Genomic DNA, 23,702 nt, shown 5'->3' on the forward strand with positions numbered 1-23,702 from the left:
ATCGCCCCCGAGCCACCCGATGGACGTCATGGCCAACGGGGCTTCGTCGTAGACGAAGGGAGAAAGGTCTGGATACTCAGCCATTTGCGCCGTTCTTGTAACCCGGGTAGCGGCACGCGACCCAGTGACACACACCCATGTTGGGCTCCAGGATGTCACTCAGCAATGTGTCGTCATTGACGATGATCGAGCCCAGCCGGTACCTGTGCGGCAGGCCGTTGTCGGACCTGTAGCCGAGCGGACTGAGAGTGTAGTTGGGGATCTCGTCCCCCGGTCCGTAGATATGCGGAGGGTTGTAGTTCGGGCCACCGGGACCTGCGATGGCCAGCCCCTTCGAGGCGTCCAGCTTGCGCCCGTCGTCGACGTACATGCAGACGATGGTCCCGTCCGGAACCCGCGTCGTTCCGTGTCCGAAGTAACCTCCGTGCCCGTGGATGACCGTGTCCCCGTCGGACCGCAGGCCGTCGGTCGGCTGGGCGACGTTCGCGTTCTTGTGCGGCGGCTTCCCGCCGCCCGGGCTCTCGCCCCCTCCGCTGAGCGTCGCGTCGCTGCTGGCAGCGGGCGTGGTGGGCTCGTCCCCGCCCTTGGTGGTACCCGACTTGGCGGTGCTCGGAGTATCGGTCTTCGGCGTCGTCGGGGCGGGATCGGCCGGTGCCGTGGTGGGAAGGTCGTCGCCGAGAAGCCTCCTGACGGCGCCGACGAAGCTGTCGCCCTCCTTCATGGCCAGCCGCACGGCCTTGAAGGCCTTGACGCCGGCTATGGCGCCCTTGACCAGCCCGACACCGTCGATGACGAGCGACCCGATCGTTCCGGTCCACTGACCGGCGACGTACGCGTCGGAGTTGGTGTCGATGTTGAAGAGGTCCGCCAACGGTGTGTCGTCGACGTAGCCCGTGTGCCCGAACTCCGGTATCAGGCCGAAGTCGTCCTTGTCCTCCCAGTAGTAGTTCCAGCCGTCGGAGCAGGCGTTCAGGAAGTCGGAACCGGCATTGACGGTCCACTGATAGGGATCGCCGATGATGCAGTCACCGACGCCACCGAGGAAGCTGCCCGCGTCGTTGGCCCAGTCCTTCAGCCAGTTGAGGCCATTGGCGTCGCTGCCGGTCGTGGGGTTGTTGGCGGCATACGTGTAGCCGCCCATCTGGTTCGGGTCCCCGATCTGGAACACCGGGTCGGCGGTCAGGAACCGGCCGACCACGGGGTCGTAGTTGCGGGCGCCCAGCAGGTCCAGGCCGCTGAGAGCCTCGGTGGGCTGGCCCAGGAAGCCGTTGTTGTCGGCCCATCCGGAAGGTGCCGTGCCACGGGGATTCCCGAAGGGGTCGAAGGCCCGCCTGGTGATCGCCAGGGTCTTGGCGTCGATCTGGAGCTGGGCCGTGCCCTGAACGTTCCTCGGCTGGTAGCAGACGGCCCCGCCGCTGGACCGGACGATCACCGTCCCGTCGGGCGCCCGGTAGTAGCGCTGGCCGGCGACGGCCTTGGTGGTGTTGTCGAGGGTGAGCTGCTCGGCACCGGAGAACAGGTAGAGCTTGGTGGTGGTCGGGGTGCGCTGGATCAGGAGGCCACCGCTGGCGTCATAGACGTAGCTGGCCTGCTTTCCGTCGGTGACGACGGACTCGGTTCGGCCTTCCTTGTCGTAGGAGATGCTCTGGTCGGACGTCTTGTTGCCGGTGACGCTGCGGCTCTTGGTGTTTCCGGCCGCGTCGTAGAGTGGAGCGAGCGTGCTGACGCCCGTGGTCGGGTTGGTGGTGCTCACCGAGCTGACGGTGTTGGGCTTCGCCGCCGCCAACGTTCCGGCACCTGGGTAGCTGCTGGTCTGGGTCGTGTTCTTTGCCGCGTTGCCGGTCACATCGTGCTGGACCTGCTGTGTGCGGTCACCCAGTTGGTTGTACTGCCAGTCGAGCCAGTACGGTGCCGAACCACCGATCGTCGCCGCGCCGGGCGTGGTCGTCCTGCAACGTGCGAGTTGACCCGCCGTCGCAGGCGTCGTGCCCTTGGTATCGGTCCACGCGGTGACCAGCCGGTCCTGCGCGTCGTAGGTGAAGCACTGGGTGTCCGTCGCGCGATCGGTGCCGCCGGACGACACGGTTTCGGAGACCGTGGTGACGTTGCCGGACTTGTCGTACCCGTAGCCGGTGTCCGAGATCGGATTGGCGGTGTTGGTCTGCAGGGTGACGCGGTTGGTGGCCAGCCGACCCGTTGCCTGGTCGTAGGTCTGTCCGGTGCGCAGTTGCTTGGCCGCCGGCCCGAGCGTGGTCTGCAGAACCTGGCCGAGCGGGCTGTAGTTGGTCGAGGTGACGTACGGCGTCGTGGGCGTACCCATGCTGTACAACCCGCCCTGCAGGTTGTAGCCGTAGCCCACGGTCTCGGCCGGAAGGCCGCCCTCGGTTCCGTACGTGGTGGAGGCCAACAGGCCGACGTTCGTGGTGTACGAGGGCGTGACACCGTAGGTGCCTGCGAGCTTCCCTTCCGAAGCCGGGATGACCACGCTGGTCCCGGTCGCCTGTCCGGCTGCGTTGTACCCGGTGACCTTGGTGACGTACGCACTGCCGTTCCGGCCGCCGACATAGCGAGTGGAGGCGACCGGGAGACCCTTGCCGAGGCTGTCGTAGGTCCACTCGGCCAGGAGCTTGGACGGGTCTGACGTACTGGCGCCCTCGTACTCGCCGGTCCTGCGCCCGAGCGAGTCGTAGGTGAACGAGAGCACCTGTCCCCGACCGTCGGTGGTCGTGGCGACCCGCCCGAGCTCGTCGTAGGACGTCCTGGAGGTACCTGTATTGGGATCCGTCTGGGAGATCGGCTGCCCGTGAAGGTCGTACGTGTAGGACCAGACGTTGCCGACGGTGTCCTTGACCGAGCCGAGCTGACCGCTCGGCGTGTACGTGTAACTCGTGGTGATGTCGGCGGTCGAGGCCTTGTTCGACGTTCCGGTCGACCACAGCGGGGAGTTGGCGGAGTCATACAGGGTGACGGAGTCATCGCCCTGCACCTTGAGGAAGGCGCCCGCACGCCCCGCCGTGTTGGTCGACCAGAGCTTGGCGGTACCGGCCGAGTCCCAGACGACGAAGTTGCCGTCGCTCTGCATCACCGCGTACGCACCGGGGTGACCCGCCGTGCCCGAGGACCACAGAGTGGTGCCTTCGGCCAGGGCTGTCAGCACTAGGTTGCCGTCCGCCTGCATAGCTAGTCGGACGCTCTTGGAAACGACAGAACTGCCCGATGCGATGGTCGAGTTGCTGGTCAGACTTCGATCAGCGGTCGTGTCCCGGGAAATCGTCGAGGTGCTGCGGCCCAGCGCGTCGACGTAGGTCGTGCTGCTCGGGCCTCCCTCCGGCAGCGTGCTGTCGACGCGGTCCACACCCTGGTAGGTCTTCGTGGACTGCCACAGCGTGCTCGCGAAGGACACCTGCTGAGTGGCGACCGAACGCCCCAGGCCGTCGAACACGCTGCGCGTGACTGAGGGTCCTGTGTTGTTCGTCTCGGCCCACAGGGTCGTGCCGGCGCTGTGAGCGACGTCGGCGTAGGGAGCAATGGTGGAAACGGCCCACCCGTGCGAATCGTAGAACGTGGACGACACAAGCCGTCCCGCCGAGTTGTCCGCAGTGCTCGACTGGGTCTGACGGGGACGGAGCAGCCCGTCGTAGATCGTCACACCGGTCGCGTAGGAGCCGTCCTCCCGCAGCGTCTGCGTCGTGACAGTGGACGGATCCGGATTGTCACCGGCGCCGTGGACCGCATAGGTGAAGACCAGATCAGGAGTCTGGTCTGCCTGCCTGCGTCCGGGCTTCCAGACATGGGTGCGGCGCCCCAGAGCGTCGAACTTCACATCGCTGACCCGGTTGTTCGCGTCCACCGAGTGCGTCACGGCACTCCGAGCGGGCGAGATGGTGCTGCTGGCCTCCCACCCCAGCGGGCTCCTGGTGGACAGCGAGGTCGGGAGGATCGAGCTGTCGGGGCCATAGGTCGTCGTCGTCACCGCCCCCACGCCGTCCACGCTTCTGGTGACCCGCCCGTACTTGTCATACGACAGGCCACCCACCGTCTGGAACTCCGGCTTGCCCGCAGCGTCGAACGACTTCACGGACTGGGTGGCGGTGAGGAGACCGAGGGACGTGCCGTTCTGCCCCAGAGAGCCGAACGCTCCCGGTGTGGTGACGCTGCCGTCGCCGTCGTAGAACATCCGCTTCTGCGAGAGGAGCGTCGTCTTCGTCACCGGCGTCCCGCACGGCCCGACGACGCCGATCGTCTCCTTCGGATTCATCAGCATCATCGGGTTGGCGGCCGGCGCCGACGCGTACGTCGTCGTGACGCAGGTCTCCTGGGACGGTACAGCGAGATCGCCCTTGTCGTTGACCTGGGAGATCCGCCCCAGGCTGTCGAACGTGCTCTTCGACTGGGTGGTCCGCCACGTGGTGTTGTCCGACATCAGCCCCATGGCACGGGTAGAGGTCGAGACAACCCGGCGCGCCGTCAGATCCGGCAGGACGGACAGCTTGGCCGGAGCCGGGTCCTGCGAGGTCCAGGCAGACCGGACCGCCGTGACGGTGACCTCCGTGGAGGGCTCGTCGGTCAGCGACTTCTTGACCACACTGCCGCCGGCCTGGGTGTAAGTGGCCGTCTCCTGCGGCGTGCCGGACAGCCAGGGACTGTCGCTGGCCTGCTCGCCCAGCGAGTTGGCGAGCTTGACGCTGCGACGGGTGCCGTCGGCCTTGTAGTCGCCGTCCATCCCTTGCAGGTACGAGACCACCGTCTGGGTGATCGGGTCCGGTGCCGCTCCGGTGGTGCTGGTGACGGTCCGGTAACCGCGGAACGCGCCCCAGGTGCGGTGCTGGTCATCCGTCAGCTCGGAGTCGTCCCGGTGCCAGGCCGCGCCACCGCTGTAGGTGTAGTTGGTGACACTGGCCGGGGACCCGGCCTTCGTCCGGTCGCTGTCGGTGACCTGGGCGACCAGGGTCTTGTGGAACCAGTCCTCGATCGGGTCCTTGCCGCCCGGGGTGTTCCAGAACACCGGGTAGCAGGCCATGGTGTTCGAGTCCGCCGAGGCCGGCATGGTGTTGTTGACCCGCGAGCACTCGGGCGCCCGGTAGGTGACGGCCACCGACTCACCGGTGTCGGTCTGGATGCTGGAGATCCGCGGGTGGTAGAGCGGCGGGGCCGCCGGGGAGAGCCCGTCGACGCGGTTGTCCATCTCGAGGCCGGTGAAGGTGACCGGGTCGAGGGTCAGGGTGCCGGTGCCGCCGGCGGAGGTGTCCTTGCCGGTGTGCTTGATCTCGGAGAGCCACATCACCGACTGCAGGGCGCCCGCGTTCTTCGGGTCCTGGGTCTTGCCGGTGACCGGGTCGTAGGTGCCGCCCGCGTCCGAGAACACCTGGCCCAGGTCGTAGGTGTCGACGTCCTGCCACCCGGAGGCGGTGCGGACCTTGGTGTCGATCGACTTCAGCCGGGTGGTCTGCCAGAACGTCGGCCCGCCGGTGAGGCAGACGCCGTCGGTGTCGTCGCCCTCGACCTTGTTCTTGTCCGTGGAGAGGCAGGTCAGGTCGTACGGGGTGTCCGGCCAGTTGGTGGCCGTGTCCTTGGAGAGGTTCGACTCCTGGCAGACGCTGTCCGACGTGGTGCAGCGCTGCGCGGCGTTGAACACGACCTTCGCCGCGGGTTCACGGCCCGCCAGCACGTCGGGAAGCTGGTACCCGTACGAGATCTGGGTGAGGCGGCCGCCCCGGGTGTACGCCGTGAGCGTGCCGCCCTTGTCGTCCTTGGCGACCTGGCCGTAGCCCATGTTGTAGTAGTTGGACTCGGTGGCGTAGTCGTAGCGCTGGACGTTGCCGTGCGGGTCGACCGCGAAGTCCAGGTTGAACCGGTACCCGGGCTGCTTGTCGCACTGCGAGTCGTTGCCCTTGCCGGAGTCGTAGCAGGGGTCGCCCGACTTGGGGTGGTAGATCGGCACGCCCCAGGCGCTGTTGGTGGCGCCGTCCGAGGTGGTGCCGGGCGCGTGGTTGAGGCCGAGGTAGTAGGCGGTGCCGTCGGTCGTGGTGACCTTGAAGTACTCGCCCTCCCACAGCCCGTTCGAAGCGCCGGTCAGCCGCTCGACCTTGGTGCCGTCGTCGTTCTGGAGGTGGTAGGCACCGGCGGAGTCCCGCACCAGCTCACCGGTGTGCGAGCCGAGCGAGATCGTGGCGTTCCAGCCTGCCCAGCACTCGTCGCCGGAATCCTCGATGCCCTGGTCCTTGCAGGCCTTGTAGGAGCGTTCGACGAAGCCCGGGCTGTAGCCCCAGCCGTCGCCGATCCACGAGGACTGCGAGTTGCGGGCCGAGGTCTCGCCGTCGACCGACTGGGAGTCGTAGGACAGCCCGACGGACGGTGCGGCGCCGCCCAGCGACGGCGGCACGGTGATCGGGTAGGAGTACGTGAAGGCGCCGGAGGCCGAGGCCGTCCAGGAGCCCGAGGCGGACAGCGAGGTCGCCCCGTAGTCGCCCTGCGAGCCGCCCGAACCGGCGACGGCCGCGACCGCCATCGAGGAGGAGCCGCCGGCGGCGGCCACTGCCGACGGCGAGGCGAAGGCGCTCAGCGCCTTCGGCTTCGCGGCGTTCGGCAGCGGGACCGTGCCCGAGAGCCTGCGCTCCTGCGGGTCGTTGGTGAACTCGATCGGTGTCTGCCTGCGGCAGGACGCCAGTTGAGGTGTGGTCAGTGCGCAGCCCGGCAGCGCCACCAGGCGCAGCCGGGAGGCCCAACCGCCGCCGTAGGCCTGCTCGATGGAGCTGTAGTCGAGGGAGACCGCGGCGCTGCCCGCGCCGGCCCTGCCGTCGGTGCGGGCGAGGCCGACGAGCAGGCCGTCGACGCCGGCGGCCTTGGCCTGCGGCCAGTCGGCGAGCTGCACCTTGACCGCCGAGGCCGGCGTCACCGGGGCCAGCGGGGCGACGAGGCCGCCCGCCCGGAGGCCGAGCTCCGAGACGGGAACGGACGCCACCGAGACCGGTGACGCCCCCGCCTTCAGGCTCTTGGCCGCCGAGCTGCCGGCCAGGTCGACGGTGGCCGTCGTCGCGCCGGGCCACTTCGCCGTGACCGGGGTGTGCGGCTTCAGTTCGCGCGCCCCCTTCGGTATCCCCGGCTTCGGCGTGGCGCCGGGGCTGTCCGCCGGGTGGCCCGGCACCTTGGGCTGCTGCTGGAGCGGATCGGCCGCCCAGACCTTGCCGGTGTAGCGGTACGGGCCGACGATGACGTCCGCGGCGATCGCCATCGGCGCCGCCAGCGAGAACGCGGCGACCGTCGCCACCGCGACCGTCCCCCGTCTCGCCCATCCCCTCCCCCGGGCACCCTGACGTTTCCGCACTCTCGCGCGCATGCGAATCATCCCCCAATGAACGATTTCGACCGGTCAAGACCTGAATGTGCGTCACCTGACGGCACGTCTGACCAGCGGGAACCGTATTGCCACGCACGTTCGACCCGCAATACCCTTCCCCCGCAGTCACATCGTTCACGCTCCCTGCCAGTCGCCGCAGTTATCTCCGCAGCCGAACCGGCGGTGAACAGAGCGTGCACAAATCCCGCACTTCTCAGGCAAGTTGCGGGGTGCGACGCCCACCTGACAGGCAGACATCTCTACCCGATCTACCAGAACCGAAGGATCACGTCGTGGGGGAAAACACCCGCGTCCCTCTCAGAGGGACGCGACCACTGGCACGCCGTCTTGCGCTCACCGCTGCGCTGACCGGTCTCGTGCTCGGCGCCGCCGGCCCGGCCCTGGCAGCGGACGCCCAGCCGCCGGCGAAGGCGGACAGCGCACCCAGTACACCGCTGAAAGCGGCCTCGGACCGGGCGAAGAAGGACGGCAAGCCCGTCGCGGTCGAGGAGCTGACGACCGAGACCTCCCAGACCGTCGCCAACACCGACGGCACCTTCAGCCTCACCACCCACATCCAGCCCACCCGGGTGCGGAAGAACGGCACCTGGACCGGCGTCGACCCGGCCCTGGCCAAGAACGGCGACGGCACCCTCTCGCCGAAGGCCACCCCCTCGAACCTGACCCTGTCCGGCGGCGGCACCGGCCCCCTCGCCACCCTCACCGACAGCAAGGGCCGCAGGCTCGCCCTGACCTTCCCGGTCACCCTGCCCGCCCCCACCGTCACCGGTGACAGCGCGCTCTACAGCGGCGTCCTGCCCGGCGTCGACCTCAAGGTCATCGCCACCGACCAGGGCGGCCTGCGCGAGGTCCTGGTCGTCCACGACGCCAAGGCCGCCGCCAACCCGGCACTGCAGTCCCTCAAGCTGGCCACAACCACCAGCAACGGACTCGCCCTGGCGGCCGACCAGAACGGCACCGTCACCGCGAGGACCGCCGACGGCACCACCGCCTTCGCCGCCCCCACCCCCGTCATGTGGGACTCCGCCACCCAGACCCCCGCCGCCGCACCGGCCCCGAAGGCCAAGTCGGCCGCCCGCGGCACCGCCGGCGCCGACGAGGGCGCACCCGCCGCCCCCGCGCAGCCCACCCGCTCCACCGAGCGCGAGCCCGGGACCGGCTCCAAGGTCAAGCCCATCGCCGTCAAGGCCGAGCCCGGCGCGCTGACGCTGACCCCCGACGCCGGCCTGCTGACCGGGCCGGACACCGTCTGGCCGCTGTACATCGACCCCTCGGTCAGCCCGGTCACCAACGGCACCAGCCACTACGCCACCGTCAGGGAGGGCTGCCCGGGCCAGGGTGCCTACGACGTCGCCCAGGACAACGGCGAGGGCGCCGGCTACCAGCACTGGAACGACTGCCAGGGCCTCTACCGGTCCTTCTACCAGATCGACACCAGCAACCTGACGGCCGACATGGTGGTCTCCCGGTCGGAGTTCCACCTCACCGAGACCTACGGCGCCAGCTTCGACTGCAACCACCAGGCTCCGGTCTCGCTGGCGACCGTCAGCGAGCTCTACTCCGACGTCACCTGGAACCACAACCAGCCCTGGGTCGCGGGTGACGGCTGGCTCGGCGGCACCCAGTACCCGAAGAGCTCCAACATCTCCAACAAGTGCGGCAACCACGAGGCCGTCTTCGACGTGACCGGTCAGATGCAGAAACTCCCGGGGCACAACAGCAACTGGACCGTGGGCATCTTCGGCAACGAGACCAAGTCGTCCGGCAACAACGACTTCATGCGGTTCAACACCAACCCGTACGTGGTCACGGTGTTCGACATCGCCCCGAACGCCCCGGACACCATCGGCGTCAGCCCGCAGCCGCACAACCCCGACAGCAACGGCTGCGACGGCAACCCGGGCTGGATCGGCAACAGCGGCACCACCGGCGGCGCCTCCAACATCACCCTGAACGCGCGCCTGTCCACCAAGATGAGCGGCGTCAACCTGCGGGCGATGGCCCATGTCTGGGACAACATGACCAACGACGGCAGCGGCAACGCCGCCACCAGGTCATGGCCCTGGACCTCCTGGGTGAGCAGCGGCGGCACGGTCTACGACAACCTCGGTTTCACCGCCGAGGACGGCCACCAGTACGGCTGGAACATGGTCGCCACCGACGGCACCCTCACCGGCCCCTCCTCGCCGTACTGCTACTTCAAGGTCGACCTGAGCGCCCCGAGCGTCCCGGCCTTCACCGACAACGCCGCCTTCCCGCCGCTCGGCGGCGACAAGGCGCCCACCGGCCACGCCGGCGACACCGGCGTCAAGGTCAAGGTCACCGCCAACGACCCCACCCCCGGCGGCTGCAACCGCGACGCCTGCATCAGCAGCGGCATCGACCGCTTCGAGTACTCCCTCGACACCAACCTCCCCGGCAGCGGCGCGACCAAGGTCGACGCCGTCCAGGCCGGCGGCGGCAACGCGAGCGCCGACATCCCGATCAGCGTCAGCAGCTCGCAGTGGGGCACCCACACCCTGTTCGTCCGCGCCGTCGACAAGGCCGGCAACACCCAGGGCACCGTGGGCCAGTACTCCTTCTTCGCCCCGTGGAACCCGAACGCCAAGGTCTCCCCCGGTGACCTCAACGCCGACGGTGTGCCCGACCTGGCCGCCACCACCACCGACGGCAACCTGGTGCTGATCCCCGGCGGCGGCACCGCCGACAGCACCGAGACCATCTCCACCCCGGCCAAGAGCCCCGACGGCAGCGGCTGGAACAACTACCTGATCGCCCACCGCGGCACCCTGACCGCGTCCATGGTCGACGACCTGTTCGCGTTCAACCGGAACACCCACAACCTGTACCTGTACGCCAACGACGCCACCACTCCCGGCGGCACCTCGGGCCACTTCACGCTGACCCAGAACATCGTCAACGTCAACAACGCCCCCTCGTGCCCCGCCAAGGGCTCCGACGGCACCTGGAACAAGGTCACCCAGATCCTCGCCCCGGGCAAGCTCTCCCAGATGGCCGACGTGCCCGACCTGATCACGGTCGACAACAGGGAACTCTGGTACTACCCGGGCACCTACCAGGCGGGGTGCAACCTCGCCCAGGGCGTGAAGATCGGCACCGGCGACTGGTCCAACACCACCCTGATCGCCCCCGGCACCGTCGACGGCGTCCCCGCCCTGTGGGCCCGCGAGAACACCACCGGCGCGATCACCAGCTACCCGCTGACCTTCGACGTCAACGGCGCCCCCACCACCAGCATCACCGCCCCCACCGGTTCCGCCCTGGTCTCCGGCGTCAAGGACGCCGCGGGCAAGAACATGTGCGCCGACATCAGCAACGGCCGGACCGACAACGGCACCCCGGTCCAGCTCTGGAACTGCAACACCACCAACCCGCAGAAGTTCGTCCTGGGCGCGGACAACTCGATCCACGTCCTCGGCAAGTGCGTGGACGCGGCCGGCAGCGGGAAGGTCAACGGCACGCTCATCCAGCTGTACGACTGCAACAACACCGGCGCCCAGCAGTGGGTCTCGGGCCCGGGCGGCTCCCTGAAGAACCCCCAGTCCGGCCTCTGCCTGGCCGACCCCGCGGCGTTCAACACCCCCGGCACCCAGCTCATCCTCTGGGACTGCCTCACCGACCACCCGGAGCAGAACTGGGCCGCCGCCACGGGCGACGTGCTGCCCGCCACCCAGGCGGCGCTCGCGCCGGGCGCCTCCAGCGCCGCGTACCCCGGCATCGGCTCCCCCGGTGACGTCAACGGCGACGGCTACCCGGACCTGTACACCATCGCGGGCAACGGGCGGATCAGCGTCCGGGCGGGCGTCAAGCCGCCGGCCGGTCCGACCGACCGCTGGAAGCTCACCGACACCTCCGACGCGGTCAACCCCGCCAACGCGCTGACCCTCAACGGCTCGGCCTCCTTCATCACCGACCGGGCCCACGGCAAGGTCCTCAGCCTCGCCGGCTCCACCGACTCCTCGGCCACCACGGCCAACCCGGTGGTGGACACCTCCAAGAGCTACACCGTCTCGGCCTGGGCCTACCTGACCAACACCAACGGCTACGCCAACGTGGTCGGCCAGTCCGGCACCAACGTGAGCGCCTTCTACCTGCAGTACTCGAAGGCCTTCAACGCCTGGGCCTTCGTCAGCCCGGCCATCGACTCGGCCACCCCCGGCAGCTACCCCGCCGTGTTCGCGAGCACCCCGCCCGTCCTCAACCGGTGGACCCACCTGGTCGGCAGCTACGACGCCGCCACCAAGGCCATGAGCCTGTACGTCGACGGCAACCTGGTCGGCACCAGCACCAACCCGTCGGCCTGGGCCTCGGCCGGCCAGCTCACCATCGGCAACGCCAAGAACGGCAACCCCTTCCCCGGCCGGATCAGCGACGTCCAGACCTGGACCACCGCACTCGCCCCGGGCGCGGTCCGCGCCGTCTACTCCGGCGTGGCGCAGTTCTCGGCCGTGCAGTCCCTGGGCTACCTCAACCAGCCCACCGACCGCTGGACGCTCGCCAACACCGCCGACTCGGTCCGGCCGGCCAACGCACTGACCCTGAACGGTTCGGCCGCCCTCGTCAGCGACCCGGCCCGCGGCACCGTCCTCGGCCTGCCGGGCACCAGCGGATCCTCGGCCACCACGGCCGGCCCGGTGGTGGACACCTCCAGGAGCTACACCGTCTCGGCCTGGGCCTACCTGACCAACACCAACGGCTACGCCACCGTGGTCGGCCAGTCCGGTGCGACCACGAGCGCCTTCTACCTGCAGTACTCGAAGGCGTTCAACGCCTGGGCCTTCGTCAGCCCGGCCATCGACTCGGCCAGCCCCGGCAGCTACCCCGCCGCGTTCGCGAGCACCCCGCCCGTCCTGAACAAGTGGACCCACCTGGTCGCCGTCTACAACGCGGCCGACAAGTCCATGAGTCTCTACGTCGACGGCAAGCTCGTGAGCTCGTCCGACAACCCGTCCGCCTGGGCCTCGGCCGGCCAGCTCACCATCGGCAACGCCAAGAACGACAACCCCTTCCCCGGCCGGATCAGCGACGTCCAGACCTGGACCACCGCACTCAGCCCCGCCGCCGTCGCCCTGCTCGACGGCAGCGACCAGCCCGTCCCGGTCCAGGTCAGCTGACCTGAGCCGGACAACACCGGAGGGGCCCGCCGCGATCACTCGCGGCGGGCCCCTCCCCGTTCGGTTCCGCCCTACTCGACGGTGACGGACTTCGCCAGGTTGCGCGGCTGGTCCACCTCGTGGCCCTTGGCGGTGGCCAGCTCGCAGGCGAACACCTGCAGCGGCACGGTCGACACCAGCGGCTGGAGCAGCACCGGGGTGACCGGGATGCGGATCAGGTGGTCGGCGTACGGGACGACCGCCTCGTCCCCCTCCTCCGCGATCACGATGGTGCGGGCGCCGCGGGCCCGGATCTCCTGGATGTTGGAGACGATCTTGTCGTGCAGGATCGACCGCCCGCGCGGCGAGGGCACGACCACGACGACCGGCAGCCCCTCCTCGATCAGCGCGATCGGCCCGTGCTTGAGCTCGCCCGCCGCGAAGCCCTCGGCGTGCATGTACGCGAGCTCCTTGAGCTTCAGCGCGCCCTCCAGGGCGACCGGGAAGCCCACGTGGCGGCCGAGGAACAGCACCGACTTGGCGTCGGCCAGCGAGCGGGCCAGCTCGCGCACCGGCTCCATGGTCTCCAGGACCTGCTCGACCTGCTTCGGCGCGTCGCCGAGCTCCTTGATGACGGCCTGGATCTCGTCGCCCCACTTGGTGCCGCGCACCTGGCCCAGGTACAGCGCCACCAGGTAGCAGGCCACCAGCTGGGTCAGGAACGCCTTGGTCGAGGCGACCGCGACCTCCGGCCCGGCGTGGGTGTACAGCACCGCGTCCGACTCGCGGGGGATGGTCGAGCCGTTGGTGTTGCAGATCGCCAGCACCTTGGCGCCCTGCTCACGGGCGTGCCGCAGGGCCATCAGGGTGTCCATGGTCTCGCCGGACTGGGAGATGGCGATGACCAGCGTGCGGTTGTCCAGGATCGGGTCCCGGTAGCGGAACTCCGAGGCGACCTCGACCTCGCAGGGGACCCGGGTCCAGTGCTCGATCGCGTACTTGGCGATCATGCCCGCGTGGAAGGCGGTGCCGCAGGCCACGATGACGACCTTGTCGACCTCGCGAAGCACCTGGTCCGGGATGCGCAGCTCGTCGAGGGTCAGCCGCCCGTCGGTGCCGATCCGGCCGAGCAGGGTGTCCGCGACGGCCTTCGGCTGCTCGGCGATCTCCTTGAGCATGAAGTAGTCGTAGCCGCCCTTCTCGGCGGCGGAGGCGTCCCAGTCGACGTGGTACTCGCGCACCTCGGCGGGGGTTCCGTCGAAGTTGGTGACGGTCACCGCGCCGTGGCGCAGCTCGACGACCTGGTCCTGGCCCAGCTCGATCGCCTCGCGGGTGTGCGCGATGAACGCGGCCACGTCCGAGGCGAGGAAGTTCTCGCCCTCGCCGCGCCCGACCACCAGCGGCGAGTTGCGGCGGGCGCCGACCACCACGTCCGGGGCGTCCGCGTGCACCGCGACCAGCGTGAAGGCACCGTCGAGCTGGCGGCAGACCGCCCGCATGGCCTCCGCCAGGTCGCCGTCGTAAGCCTCGGCGAGCAGGTGGGCGACGACCTCGGTGTCGGTCTCCGAGCGCAGGGTGTGGCCGCGCTCGGCGATCGCGGCGCGCAGCTGCGCGAAGTTCTCGATGATGCCGTTGTGGACGACCGCCACCCGCTCGGCGTCGTCCAGGTGGGGGTGGGCATTGGCGTCCGTCGGGCCGCCGTGGGTGGCCCAGCGGGTGTGGCCGATGCCCGTGGTGCCGGCCGCGAGAGGGGTCTCGGCCAGCGACTTCTGAAGATTGACGAGCTTGCCTGCCCGCTTGTCCGTGGCGAGGCTCCACTGCCCGTCGGAGCCCTGCGTCTGCACGGCCACACCGGCCGAGTCGTACCCGCGGTACTCCAGCCGCTGCAGACCTGCGATCACTACGTCCAGGGCCTGCTGGGGGCCCACATATCCAACAATTCCGCACATGTGCGCCAGCATATGCGGGCGCGCGTTCGGCTTCTCCCGCGGCCGGTGCCCCGACGGGTGACCGACACCACAGCACCGGCCCGGCTCCGTACGGCCCACAATGGAGCTCGTGCTGACCGAACTCTGTAGCCGGGGCGCTCCCGCCACCCCCACGCCCTCCCCGTACGTGGACCTGGACCGGGCGGAGTGGAGCGCCCTGCGCGAACGGACCCCGCTGCCGCTGACCGCCGAGGAGGTCGAGCGGCTCCGCGGCCTCGGCACGGCCCTGGACCTCGACGAGGTCCGGGACGTCTACCTGCCGCTGTCCCGGCTGCTCAACCTCTACATCCACGCCACCCACGAGCTGCGCGGCGCCGTCGGCACCTTCCTGGACGTCGCCGACACCGAGCGGGTCCGGACCCCATTCGTGATCGGCGTGGCCGGCTCGGTGGCGGTCGGCAAGTCCACCACCGCCCGCCTGCTCAAGGCGCTGCTGGCGCGCTGGCCCGAGCACCCGCGGGTCGAGCTGGTCACCACCGACGGATTCCTGCTGCCCAACGCCGAGCTGCGCCGCCGCGGCCTGATGGCCCGCAAGGGCTTCCCGGAGTCGTACGACCGCCGGGCGCTGATGCGCTTCGTGGCGGACGTGAAGGCCGGCAAGGAGCAGGTGTCCGCCCCGGTGTACTCGCACCTGGTGTACGACATCGTGCCGGACCGTCGCCTCACCGTGGAGCGCCCGGACATCCTGATCGTCGAGGGCCTGAACGTCCTCCAGCCGGCCCTGCCCGGCACCGACGGCCGCACCCGCCTGGCGGTCGCCGACTACTTCGACTTCTCGATCTACGTCGACGCCCGGACCGACGACATCGAGAGCTGGTACCTGTCGCGCTTCAAGAAGCTGCGCGACACCGCCTTCCAGAACCCGAACTCCTACTTCCGCCGGTTCACCGAAGTCCCGGAGGAGGAGGCGATGGAGTACGGCCGCCAGGTCTGGCGCACCATCAACAAGCCCAACCTGCTGGAGAACGTGCTGCCCACCCGCGGCCGCGCCACCCTGGTGCTCCAGAAGGGCGCCGACCACAAGGTGCGGCGCGCGCTGCTGCGCAAGCTCTGAGGGCAGGCCGCCCGGCCGGGCCTGAGAACTCGTCAGCGCGCCTCCCCGGGGAGGCGCGCTGACGAGTTTTCAGGGCGGGTGTCAGCCCAGGTGGATGCGGACCGCCTCGGCGAGGCGCCCGGCGACGGCCTTGGCCTGCACCTCGTCGGCGGCCTCGACCATCACCCGCACCAGCGGCTCGGTCCCCGAGGGGCGCAGCAGCACCCGGCCGGTGGCGCCCAGCTCCGCCTCGGCCTCGGAGACGGCGGCGGTCAGCTCCAGCGAGCTCGCCACCCGGCTCCGGTCGACGCCCTTGACGTTGATCAGGACCTGCGGCAGCCGGGTCATCACGTCGGCCAGCTCGGCCAGCGACTGCTTGGTCGCGGCCAGGCGGGCGCCCAGCATCAGGCCGGTGAGGGTGCCGTCGCCGGTGGTGGCGTGGTCCAGCAGGATGACGTGGCCGGACTGCTCGCCGCCGAGGGCGAAGCCGTGCTGCTTCATCTCCTCCAGCACGTAGCGGTCGCCGACGGCGGTCTGGACGAGGTCGATGCCCTCGCGCTCCATGGCCAGCTTGAAGCCCAGGTTCGACATCACGGTGGCGACGGCGGTGTTGCCGCGCAGGGTGCCGGCCTCGCGCATGGCGACCGCCAGGATCGCGATGATCTGGTCGCCGTCGACCTCGTTGCCGTCCGCGTCGGCGGCCAGGCAGCGGTCGGCGTCGCCGTCCAGGGCGATGCCGAGGTCGGCCTTGTGCTCGTGCATGGCGACGCGGAGCTTGTCGAGGTGGGTGGAGCCGACACCGTCGTTGATGTTGAGGCCGTTGGGCTCGGCGCCCAGCGTGTAGACCACCTCGGCGCCGGCCCGGGCGAAGGCCTCGGGGGCGACCCGGGCCGCCGCGCCGTGCGCGCCGTCGATGACGACCTTGACGCCGTCCAGGCGGTTCGGCAGGACGGCGACCAGGTGGGCGACGTAGCGGTCGAAGCCCTCGGTGTACTGCCGGACCCGGCCGACGGCCGCGCCGGTCGGGCGCTTCCAGTCCTCGTCGGTGCCGACGCCGTAGCGGTGGTAGTGCTCCTCGATGGCGTCCTCGATGGCGTCGTCCAGCTTGTGGCCGCCGCGGGCGAGGAACTTGATGCCGTTGTCCGGCATGGCGTTGTGGCTGGCGGAGAGCATCACGCCGAAGTCCGCGCCGAGCGAGCCGGTGAGGTACGCCACGGCGGGGGTGGGCAGGACACCGACCCGGAGCACGTCCACCCCGGCGCTGGCGAGGCCGGCGATCACGGCGGCCTCCAGGAACTCCCCGGAGGCACGCGGGTCGCGGCCGACCACGGCGACCGGACGGTGGCCGTCGAAGGCTCCCGCGTCACCGAGCACATGGGCCGCCGCGACCGACAGGCCCAGGGCCAGTTCGGCGGTCAGGCCCTCGTTGGCCACACCGCGTACCCCGTCCGTACCGAAGAGTCGTCCCATGCTTCCGTCCTTTGTCGCCCCTGCTGGCAAAATCATCCGACCGCTCCCGCCTTCGCACCAGGCCTGGGGAGCACGACGCCCCGGAGTACCTGAGGTACTCCGGGGCGTACGAGGTGCACCCGGGGGTGCGCACCACCTGGGCGGCACGCACCCCCCGGGGCGCAATTAGCGCTTGCTGTACTGCGGCGCCTTGCGGGCCTTCTTGAGACCGGCCTTCTTGCGCTCGACGGCACGCGCGTCACGCATCAGGAAACCGGCCTTCTTGAGGGCGGCGCGGTTGTTGTCCACGTCGGCCTCGTTCAGGGCGCGGGCCACGCCGAGGCGCAGCGCGTAGGCCTGACCGGAGACGCCGCCACCCGCGATGCGGGCCACGACGTCGTAACGGCCGTCGAGCTCAAGGAGCTTGAACGGCTCGTTGACGGTCTGCTGGTGCACCTTGTTGGGGAAGTAGTTCTCCAGGGTGCGGCCGTTGATCTTCCACTTGCCGGTGCCGGGGACGATGCGCACGCGGGCGATCGCCTCCTTGCGGCGGCCGAGGCCGGCGCCCGGGGTGGCCTCGCCGAAGCGGCCGGCCAGCGACTCAGTGCTGTACTCGGTCTCGGAGGTGTACTCGTCGACGTTCTCGTCGAACTCGACCTCGAGGGTGTTCTCGATGGCAGTCTCGGCCACGGTGTTCCTCAGCTCCTGCTTTTCAGTGATGGGGTTTGGTGGCCGGAATTACTGCGCGACCTGGGTGATCTCGAACGGCACCGGCTGCTGCGCAGCGTGCGGGTGCTGGTCGCCCGAGTAGACCTTCAGCTTGGAGAGCATCTGGCGGCCCAGGCTGTTCTTGGGAAGCATGCCCTTGATGGCCTTCTCGACGGCCTTCTCGGGGTTCTTGTCGAGCAGCTCGTCGTAGCGGACCGAGCGGAGACCGCCCGGGAAACCGCTGTGACGGTACGCCAGCTTCTGGGTCTTCTTGTTGCCCGACAGGTGCACCTTGTCAGCGTTGATGATGATGACGAAGTCACCGGTGTCAACGTGCGGCGCGTAGATCGCCTTGTGCTTGCCCCGCAGGATGGAGGCGGCCTGGGAGGCCAGGCGGCCGAGCACGACGTCGTTCGCGTCGATGACGTGCCACTGACGCTGGACGTCGCCGGGCTTGGGGCTGTACGTACGCACGGTCGTAGCCTTCGCTTTTCAGTGAGTGTGTCCTTGACAGGAGCACGCTGGACGAGTTGATCAGCCTTGCCCGCTCTGGACGCAATTCAGAGAAGGGCCGCTGAACATCGGCCTGGTGTCTCCGGCGTACCGACCTCTCACGTGAGATGGAGCGAGCCAATACGCACAACAAGGGCCCAGACTACCGGCCCGCACCGCACCGGTCAAAAACGCTCAGCCGCCGGGCTCAACGATCACGCACCACCCGGGTCTCGTCCCAGACCGGTTCCGGCGCCTCGTACACCCGCCCGTCCGACCCGAACACCAGGAAACGGTCGAAGCTCCGGGTGAACCAGCGGTCGTGGGTGACGCACAGCACCGTGCCGTCGAAGGCCTCCAGGCCCTCCTGCAGGGCCTCCGCGCTCTCCAGGTCCAGGTTGTCGGTCGGCTCGTCGAGCAGCAGCGCGGTGACCCCGGAGAGCTCCAGCTTGAGGATCATCAACCGGGCCTGCTGACCGCCGGAGAGCGACTCGAACCGCTGCTCCTCCTGCCGGTCCAGCTCGTACCGGCGCAGCGCGCCCATCGCGGCGCCGCGGCTGAGCGCGTGCTCCTCCTCGACGATCGAGCGCACCGTCCGGCCGAACAGCTCCGGGTGGGCGTGGGTCTGCCGGAAGTGACCGGGGACCACCCGCGCGCCGAGCCGCCAGGTGCCGCCGTGCCGGACCGACTCGTCCCCGGCGAGCAGCCGCAGGAAGTGCGACTTGCCGGAGCCGTTGGAGCCGAGCACCGCGACCCGCTCGCCGTAGTAGACCTCCAGGTCGAACGGCTTCATCAGGCCGGTGAGCTCCAGGCCCTCCAGGGTGAGCGCCCGCACGCCCGTCCGGCCGCCCTTCAGCCGCATGGTGATGTTCTGCTCGCGCGGCGGCTCCTCCGGGCGGCCGGCCTCCTCGAACTTCTTCAGCCGGGTCTGCGCGGCGGCGTAGCGGGTGGCCAGGGCGTGGCTGACCGAGGCCGCCTGGCGCAGGTTGACCACCAGCTTCTTGAGCTTGGCGTGCTCCTCGTCCCAGCGGCGGCCGAGCTCCTCGAAGCGGGCGAACCGCTCCTTGCGGGCCTCGTGGAAGGACTCGAAGCCGCCACCGTGCACCCAGACGCTGCTGCCGCCCCCGCCGAAGCCCGACTCGACGCTGATGATCTTGTCGGCGGTCCGGGAGAGCAGTTCGCGGTCGTGCGAGATGAACAGCACGGTCTTGGAGCTGGCCTTGACGGCCTCCTCCAGCCAGCGCTTGCCGGGCACGTCCAGGTAGTTGTCCGGCTCGTCGAGCAGCAGCACCTCGTCCGGGCCGCGCAGCAGGCACTCCAGCACCAGCCGCTTCTGCTCACCGCCGGACAGCGTGTTCAGACCGCGGAACTGCGCCCGGTCGAACGGCATCCCGAGCGCGGCGGTGGTGCAGACGTCCCAGTCGGTCTCGTAGTCGTATCCGCCGACGTCCGCCCAGTCGGAGAGCGCCTGCGCGTACGCCATCTGCGTCTTCTCGTCGTCCTGCGCCATCATCGCCAGCTCGGCGGCGTCCACCGCCTTGGCGGCGACGGCGATCCGCGGCGGCGCGACGGAGACCAGCAGGTCCCGGACGGAGGCGTCCGGCGGCAGCGCGCCGGGGGTCTCCCGCAGGTCCTCGCGGCCGGTGGTGCCGACGAACTGGCGCATCACGCCGAGCCCGCCGCTGACGGTGACGGTGCCGCCGTGCGGCTGCACGTCACCGGCGATCATGCGGAGCAGGGTGGTCTTGCCGGCGCCGTTGGCACCGACCAGGGCGACGGCGGCGCCCTCGCCCACCCGGAAGGACGCGTCGTCGAACAGCACCCGCCCGTCCGGCAGGTAGTACTCCAGGTGTGAAATCTCGACGTGTCCCATGGCCGCGATTGTGCCTGGGGCGGCGGTGGACTCCAAACCGCTTTTTTGTGTGGCGGTCCGGTGACCCCGGCGGCCCGGGAACGGGCTGTGCCATAGGATCCGCGATCATGAACACACCAGCCCAGGGCGGGTACGGCGGACGGCCGGGCCCTCCGGAGGAGCCCGACTGGTACGCCCTCGCCGACCGCAACGAGGCCGAGGCCCGCCGACGAAAGCGGCTGTTCGTGATCGGCGGCGGCGTGCTCGGCACGGCGCTGGCCGCCGGCGGCGTGGCCGCGGCCCTCGCCCTCACCGGCCCGGACGCCCGGCCCCCGGCCTCCGCTGCCCCGTCGCCGACCGGCGCCGCCACGGCCGACGCGTCCCCGTCCGCCTCGGCGAGCGCCGCCCCGCCGACCACCCCGCTCGGGGTGATCAGCTCCACCAAGTGGGACAAGGCGAGCGTCAGCGTCGGCACGCTCTTCCCCGCCGCGACCCTGACCGTCCAGGGCCGCACCTACACCCGGCTCGCCACCGACCTCGACAAGGACTGCACGGGCTCCGCCGCGGGCGGCCTGACCGAGGCGCTGACCGGCAACGGCTGCTACAACGTCTACCGCGCCACCTACGGCAACGGCGCCGGGCTGCAGGTCACCGTCGCCGTCGCCACCTTCGCGAGCGACTCCCGGGCGGCCAAGGCCAAGAACGACGGCAAGGGCAACGCCCTACCGCTGGTGAAGGACAAGGCCACGCCGTTCTGCCCGGGCGTGACGTGCGCCACCGCCAGGAACTCGCTCGGCCGGTACGCGTACTTCACCGTCGCCGGGCCGACCACCGGCAAGGTGGTCGCCGACGCGGACACGGCCGCGCCGCAGGCGGTCAAGGACATCGCCGCCTCGGTCTACGACACCCTGCTGGAGCGTGGCCGCGCCGGTCTGGCCGACCTGCCGGGCTGAGCCCGGCGGGGCGGCCCCGGCGTCAGCCCTCGGTGCCCGGCAGGGTCCGCATCCGGCGGGCCGCCCGGTTGCGCGCGGCGAGCTGGTCGTCGGCCGGGTAGCCGACCTCCTCCAGCGTCAGCCCGTACGGCCGGATCACGTTGACCGCGGAGTTGCGCACCCGGCCGGCCAGCACCTGGCCGGGGAACTCCACCGGCCGGTGCCCGTCGCCGACCAGCAGCATCGCGCCGACCAGCGCCCGCACCATGTTGTGGCAGAACGCGTCGGCCCGGACGGTGGCCACCGCCAGGCTGCCCTCCTGGGTCGCGTACCCGTCCACCGGCACCCGCTCCCAGTGCAGTTCCAGCAGGGTGCGGATGGTGGTCGCGCCCTCGCGCTTCTTGCAGTACGCGGCGAAGTCGTGCTCGCCGACCAGCAGCCGGGCCGCCTCGTTCATCAGGTCGATGTCCACCGGCCGGTCGTGCCAGAGCACATGCCCGCGCAGCAGCGGGTCGACCCCGCCGGGGTGGTCGGCGACCCGGTACGCGTACCGGCGCCAGATGGCGGCGAAACGGGCGTCGAAGCCGCTCGGGGCCTCGCCCACCCGGAAGATCCGGATGTCCGCGGGCAGCCGCCCGGCCAGGCGCCGGAGCAGCTTCTCGCCGTGGCCGGCCCACAGCTCCTGCGGCAGGTCGACGTGCGCGACCTGACCGCGGGCGTGCACGCCGGCGTCGGTGCGACCGGCGACCGTGAGGTCGTACGTCTCCGAGCTGCGGGTGACGACCCGCAGGGCGTCCTCGATCTCGCCCTGCACCGTGCGCCGTCCGGGCTGCCGCGCCCAGCCGGAGAACTCCGCGCCGTGGTAGGCCAGGTCCAGCCGGATCCGGACGTACCCGTCGGCGGGCCCGTCCTGCTGCGGCGGCGTCTGCTCGCAATCCTTGAGCACTGCTGAAAACTCCCCGGGGATAAAGGAACGGGCCCGCTCCCCCATCGCTGGGAGAGCGGGCCCGAGCTGCACCTGACGGTGTCAGGCGGACTCGACCTCGGTGGTCTCGTCGGCCTTGGTCTCGGCGGCCTGCTCGGCCTCCTTGACGGCACGCTTGGTGGCGCCCTCGGCCTCGCCGACGGCGGTCTGCGCGACGGTCAGGCCCTCGACCAGCTCGATCACGGCCATCGGGGCGTTGTCGCCACGACGGGGACCGATCTTGGTGATACGGGTGTAACCACCCGGGCGGTTCTCGTAGCGCGGCGCGATCTCGGTGAAGAGAGTGTGCAGCACCGAGATGTCGGTGATCGTCTTGCGAACCAGGCGACGGTTGTGGATGTCGCCCTTCTTCGCCTTGGTGATCAGCTTCTCCGCCAGCGGGCGCATCCGACGGGCCTTGGCCTCGGTCGTGGTGATGCGGCCGTACTGGAACAGCTCCCGGCACAGACCGGCGAGCAGCAGCGGCTCGTGGTGCGGGCCGCCGCCGAGGCGGGCACCCTTGGTGGGACGCGGCATGGATGACTCCTTGAATCTCCGACTGCGGCCGTACCAGGTACCGCAGCGGGCGGCCGGGCACTGTTGCCCGGACGACTTTCTTGCATCGATGCGGGGGCGACCCGCAGGGAGTCGCCCCCGAACCAAACTCCTAGTACTGCTCGGTCTCCGCGTAACCCGCGTCGTCCAGGTCGTCGGCGCCGAAGGCGTCGGCGGCGGCGGTCGGGTCGAATCCGGGCGGGCTGTCCTTGAGGGCCAGGCCCATGCCGGCCAGCTTCGCCTTGACCTCGTCGATCGACTTCGCACCGAAGTTGCGGATGTCGAGCAGGTCGGCCTCGGAGCGGGCGACGAGCTCACCCACGGTGTGGATGCCCTCGCGCTTGAGGCAGTTGTACGACCGAACGGTGAGCTCGAGCTCCTCGATCGGCAGCGCCAGGTCGGCGGCCAGGGCGGCGTCCGTCGGGGACGGGCCCATGTCGATGCCCTCGGCGTCGACGTTCAGCTCGCGGGCGAGGCCGAACAGCTCGACGAGGGTCTTACCGGCCGACGCCATGGCGTCACGCGGGCGCATGGCGGGCTTGGTCTCGACGTCGACGATCAGCTTGTCGAAGTCGGTCCGCTGCTCGACACGGGTGGCCTCGACCTTGTAGGTGACCTTCAGCACGGGGCTGTAGATCGAGTCGACCGGGATACGGCCGATCTCCTGGCCGGAAGCCTTGTTCTGCACGGCGGAGACGTAGCCGCGACCGCGCTCGACGGTCAGCTCCATCTCCAGCTTGCCCTTGCCGTTCAGCGTGGCGAGGACCAGCTCGGGGTTGTGCACCTCGACACCGGCCGGGGGCGCGATGTCGGCGGCGGTGACCACACCCGGGCCCTGCTTGCGCAGGTACATCACGACCGGCTCGTCGTGCTCCGAGGAGACGACCAGCTGCTTGATGTTGAGGATGAGGTCGGTGACGTCCTCCTTGACGCCCGGCACGGTGGTGAACTCGTGCAGGACACCGTCGACCCGGATGCTGGTGACAGCAGCGCCGGGGATCGAGGAGAGGAGCGTACGGCGGAGCGAGTTGCCGAGGGTGTAGCCGAAGCCCGGCTCCAGCGGCTCGATCACGAACCGCGAGCGGAATTCGTCGACGACCTCTTCGGTCAGCGAGGGACGCTGAGCGATCAGCATGTTTTCAGATCCTCCAGTTGTCTTCGGCACCCACTATTTGATGCCGAACAGAACCAGCGTACGGGGTCCTGCGCGAACAGGACCCCGTACGTGGTGTAAAGCAACCTGCGTGCCCGAAGGGCG

Annotated in this window: 12 protein-coding genes; 3 read left to right on the forward strand and 9 right to left on the reverse strand. The window is 70.0% G+C overall.

The window, feature by feature from the left end; translation table 11 throughout:
- Positions 1-76: 76 nt before the first annotated feature.
- Positions 77-7,267, reverse strand: coding sequence for a putative adhesin (locus OG871_RS16420; protein ID WP_371497545.1), 7,191 nt, complete (start codon positions 7,265-7,267; stop codon positions 77-79).
- A gap of 362 nt (positions 7,268-7,629) precedes the next feature.
- Here OG871_RS16420 and OG871_RS16425 point away from each other — a divergent pair, with 362 nt between their 5' ends.
- On the forward strand, positions 7,630-12,492 hold the full coding sequence (locus tag OG871_RS16425) for a LamG-like jellyroll fold domain-containing protein (RefSeq protein ID WP_371497546.1): 4,863 nt from the start codon (positions 7,630-7,632) through the stop codon (positions 12,490-12,492).
- A 71-nt stretch (positions 12,493-12,563) separates the two neighbouring features.
- On the opposite strand, the gene glmS is transcribed toward OG871_RS16425, so the two are convergent.
- Entirely contained in the window at positions 12,564-14,420 is a 1,857-nt protein-coding gene (glmS, locus tag OG871_RS16430; protein ID WP_371497547.1) for a glutamine--fructose-6-phosphate transaminase (isomerizing), read from the reverse strand.
- Positions 14,421-14,520: 100 nt separating this feature from the next.
- On the opposite strand from glmS, the gene coaA reads away from it, so the two are divergent.
- A complete protein-coding gene (gene coaA, locus OG871_RS16435) occupies positions 14,521-15,513 on the forward strand; it encodes a type I pantothenate kinase (RefSeq protein ID WP_371497548.1) in 993 nt (330 codons plus the stop codon).
- Between the two features lie 81 nt (positions 15,514-15,594).
- Here the strand turns inward: coaA and glmM are convergent, their stop codons facing one another.
- From glmM to OG871_RS16455, 4 genes are all read right to left on the reverse strand, one after another.
- On the reverse strand, positions 15,595-16,962 hold the full coding sequence (glmM, locus tag OG871_RS16440) for a phosphoglucosamine mutase (protein WP_371497549.1): 1,368 nt from the start codon (positions 16,960-16,962) through the stop codon (positions 15,595-15,597).
- A gap of 165 nt (positions 16,963-17,127) precedes the next feature.
- The gene (rpsI, locus tag OG871_RS16445) at positions 17,128-17,631 is read right to left on the reverse strand and encodes a 30S ribosomal protein S9 (RefSeq protein WP_035981606.1); all 504 of its coding nucleotides are present in this window, start codon (positions 17,629-17,631) and stop codon (positions 17,128-17,130) included.
- A gap of 48 nt (positions 17,632-17,679) precedes the next feature.
- Positions 17,680-18,123, reverse strand: a complete 444-nt coding sequence (gene rplM, locus OG871_RS16450; protein ID WP_033824211.1) for a 50S ribosomal protein L13 — start codon at positions 18,121-18,123, stop codon at positions 17,680-17,682.
- Positions 18,124-18,349: 226 nt separating this feature from the next.
- Positions 18,350-20,014 (reverse strand): ABC-F family ATP-binding cassette domain-containing protein, encoded by a 1,665-nt coding sequence (locus OG871_RS16455; RefSeq protein ID WP_371497550.1) that lies wholly within the window; start codon positions 20,012-20,014, stop codon positions 18,350-18,352.
- Between the two features lie 107 nt (positions 20,015-20,121).
- Between OG871_RS16455 and OG871_RS16460 the strand changes: the two genes are divergently transcribed.
- Positions 20,122-20,946 carry a hypothetical protein gene (locus OG871_RS16460; RefSeq protein ID WP_371497551.1) on the forward strand — a complete coding sequence of 275 codons (825 nt, stop codon included), beginning with the start codon at positions 20,122-20,124 and terminating at the stop codon, positions 20,944-20,946.
- A 22-nt stretch (positions 20,947-20,968) separates the two neighbouring features.
- Here the strand turns inward: OG871_RS16460 and truA are convergent, their stop codons facing one another.
- From truA to OG871_RS16475, 3 genes are all read right to left on the reverse strand, one after another.
- Positions 20,969-21,871 carry a tRNA pseudouridine(38-40) synthase TruA gene (gene truA, locus OG871_RS16465; RefSeq protein ID WP_371497552.1) on the reverse strand — a complete coding sequence of 301 codons (903 nt, stop codon included), beginning with the start codon at positions 21,869-21,871 and terminating at the stop codon, positions 20,969-20,971.
- 81 nt (positions 21,872-21,952) lie between these two features.
- Positions 21,953-22,426, reverse strand: coding sequence for a 50S ribosomal protein L17 (rplQ, locus tag OG871_RS16470; RefSeq protein WP_371497553.1), 474 nt, complete (start codon positions 22,424-22,426; stop codon positions 21,953-21,955).
- A gap of 130 nt (positions 22,427-22,556) precedes the next feature.
- Positions 22,557-23,579: a DNA-directed RNA polymerase subunit alpha gene (locus OG871_RS16475; RefSeq protein ID WP_363635520.1), complete on the reverse strand. Its 1,023-nt coding sequence runs from the start codon at positions 23,577-23,579 to the stop codon at positions 22,557-22,559.
- Positions 23,580-23,702 lie beyond the last annotated feature (123 nt).

Origin of the sequence: Kitasatospora sp. NBC_00374, assembly GCF_041434935.1 — a bacterium.
Classification (GTDB): domain Bacteria; phylum Actinomycetota; class Actinomycetes; order Streptomycetales; family Streptomycetaceae; genus Kitasatospora.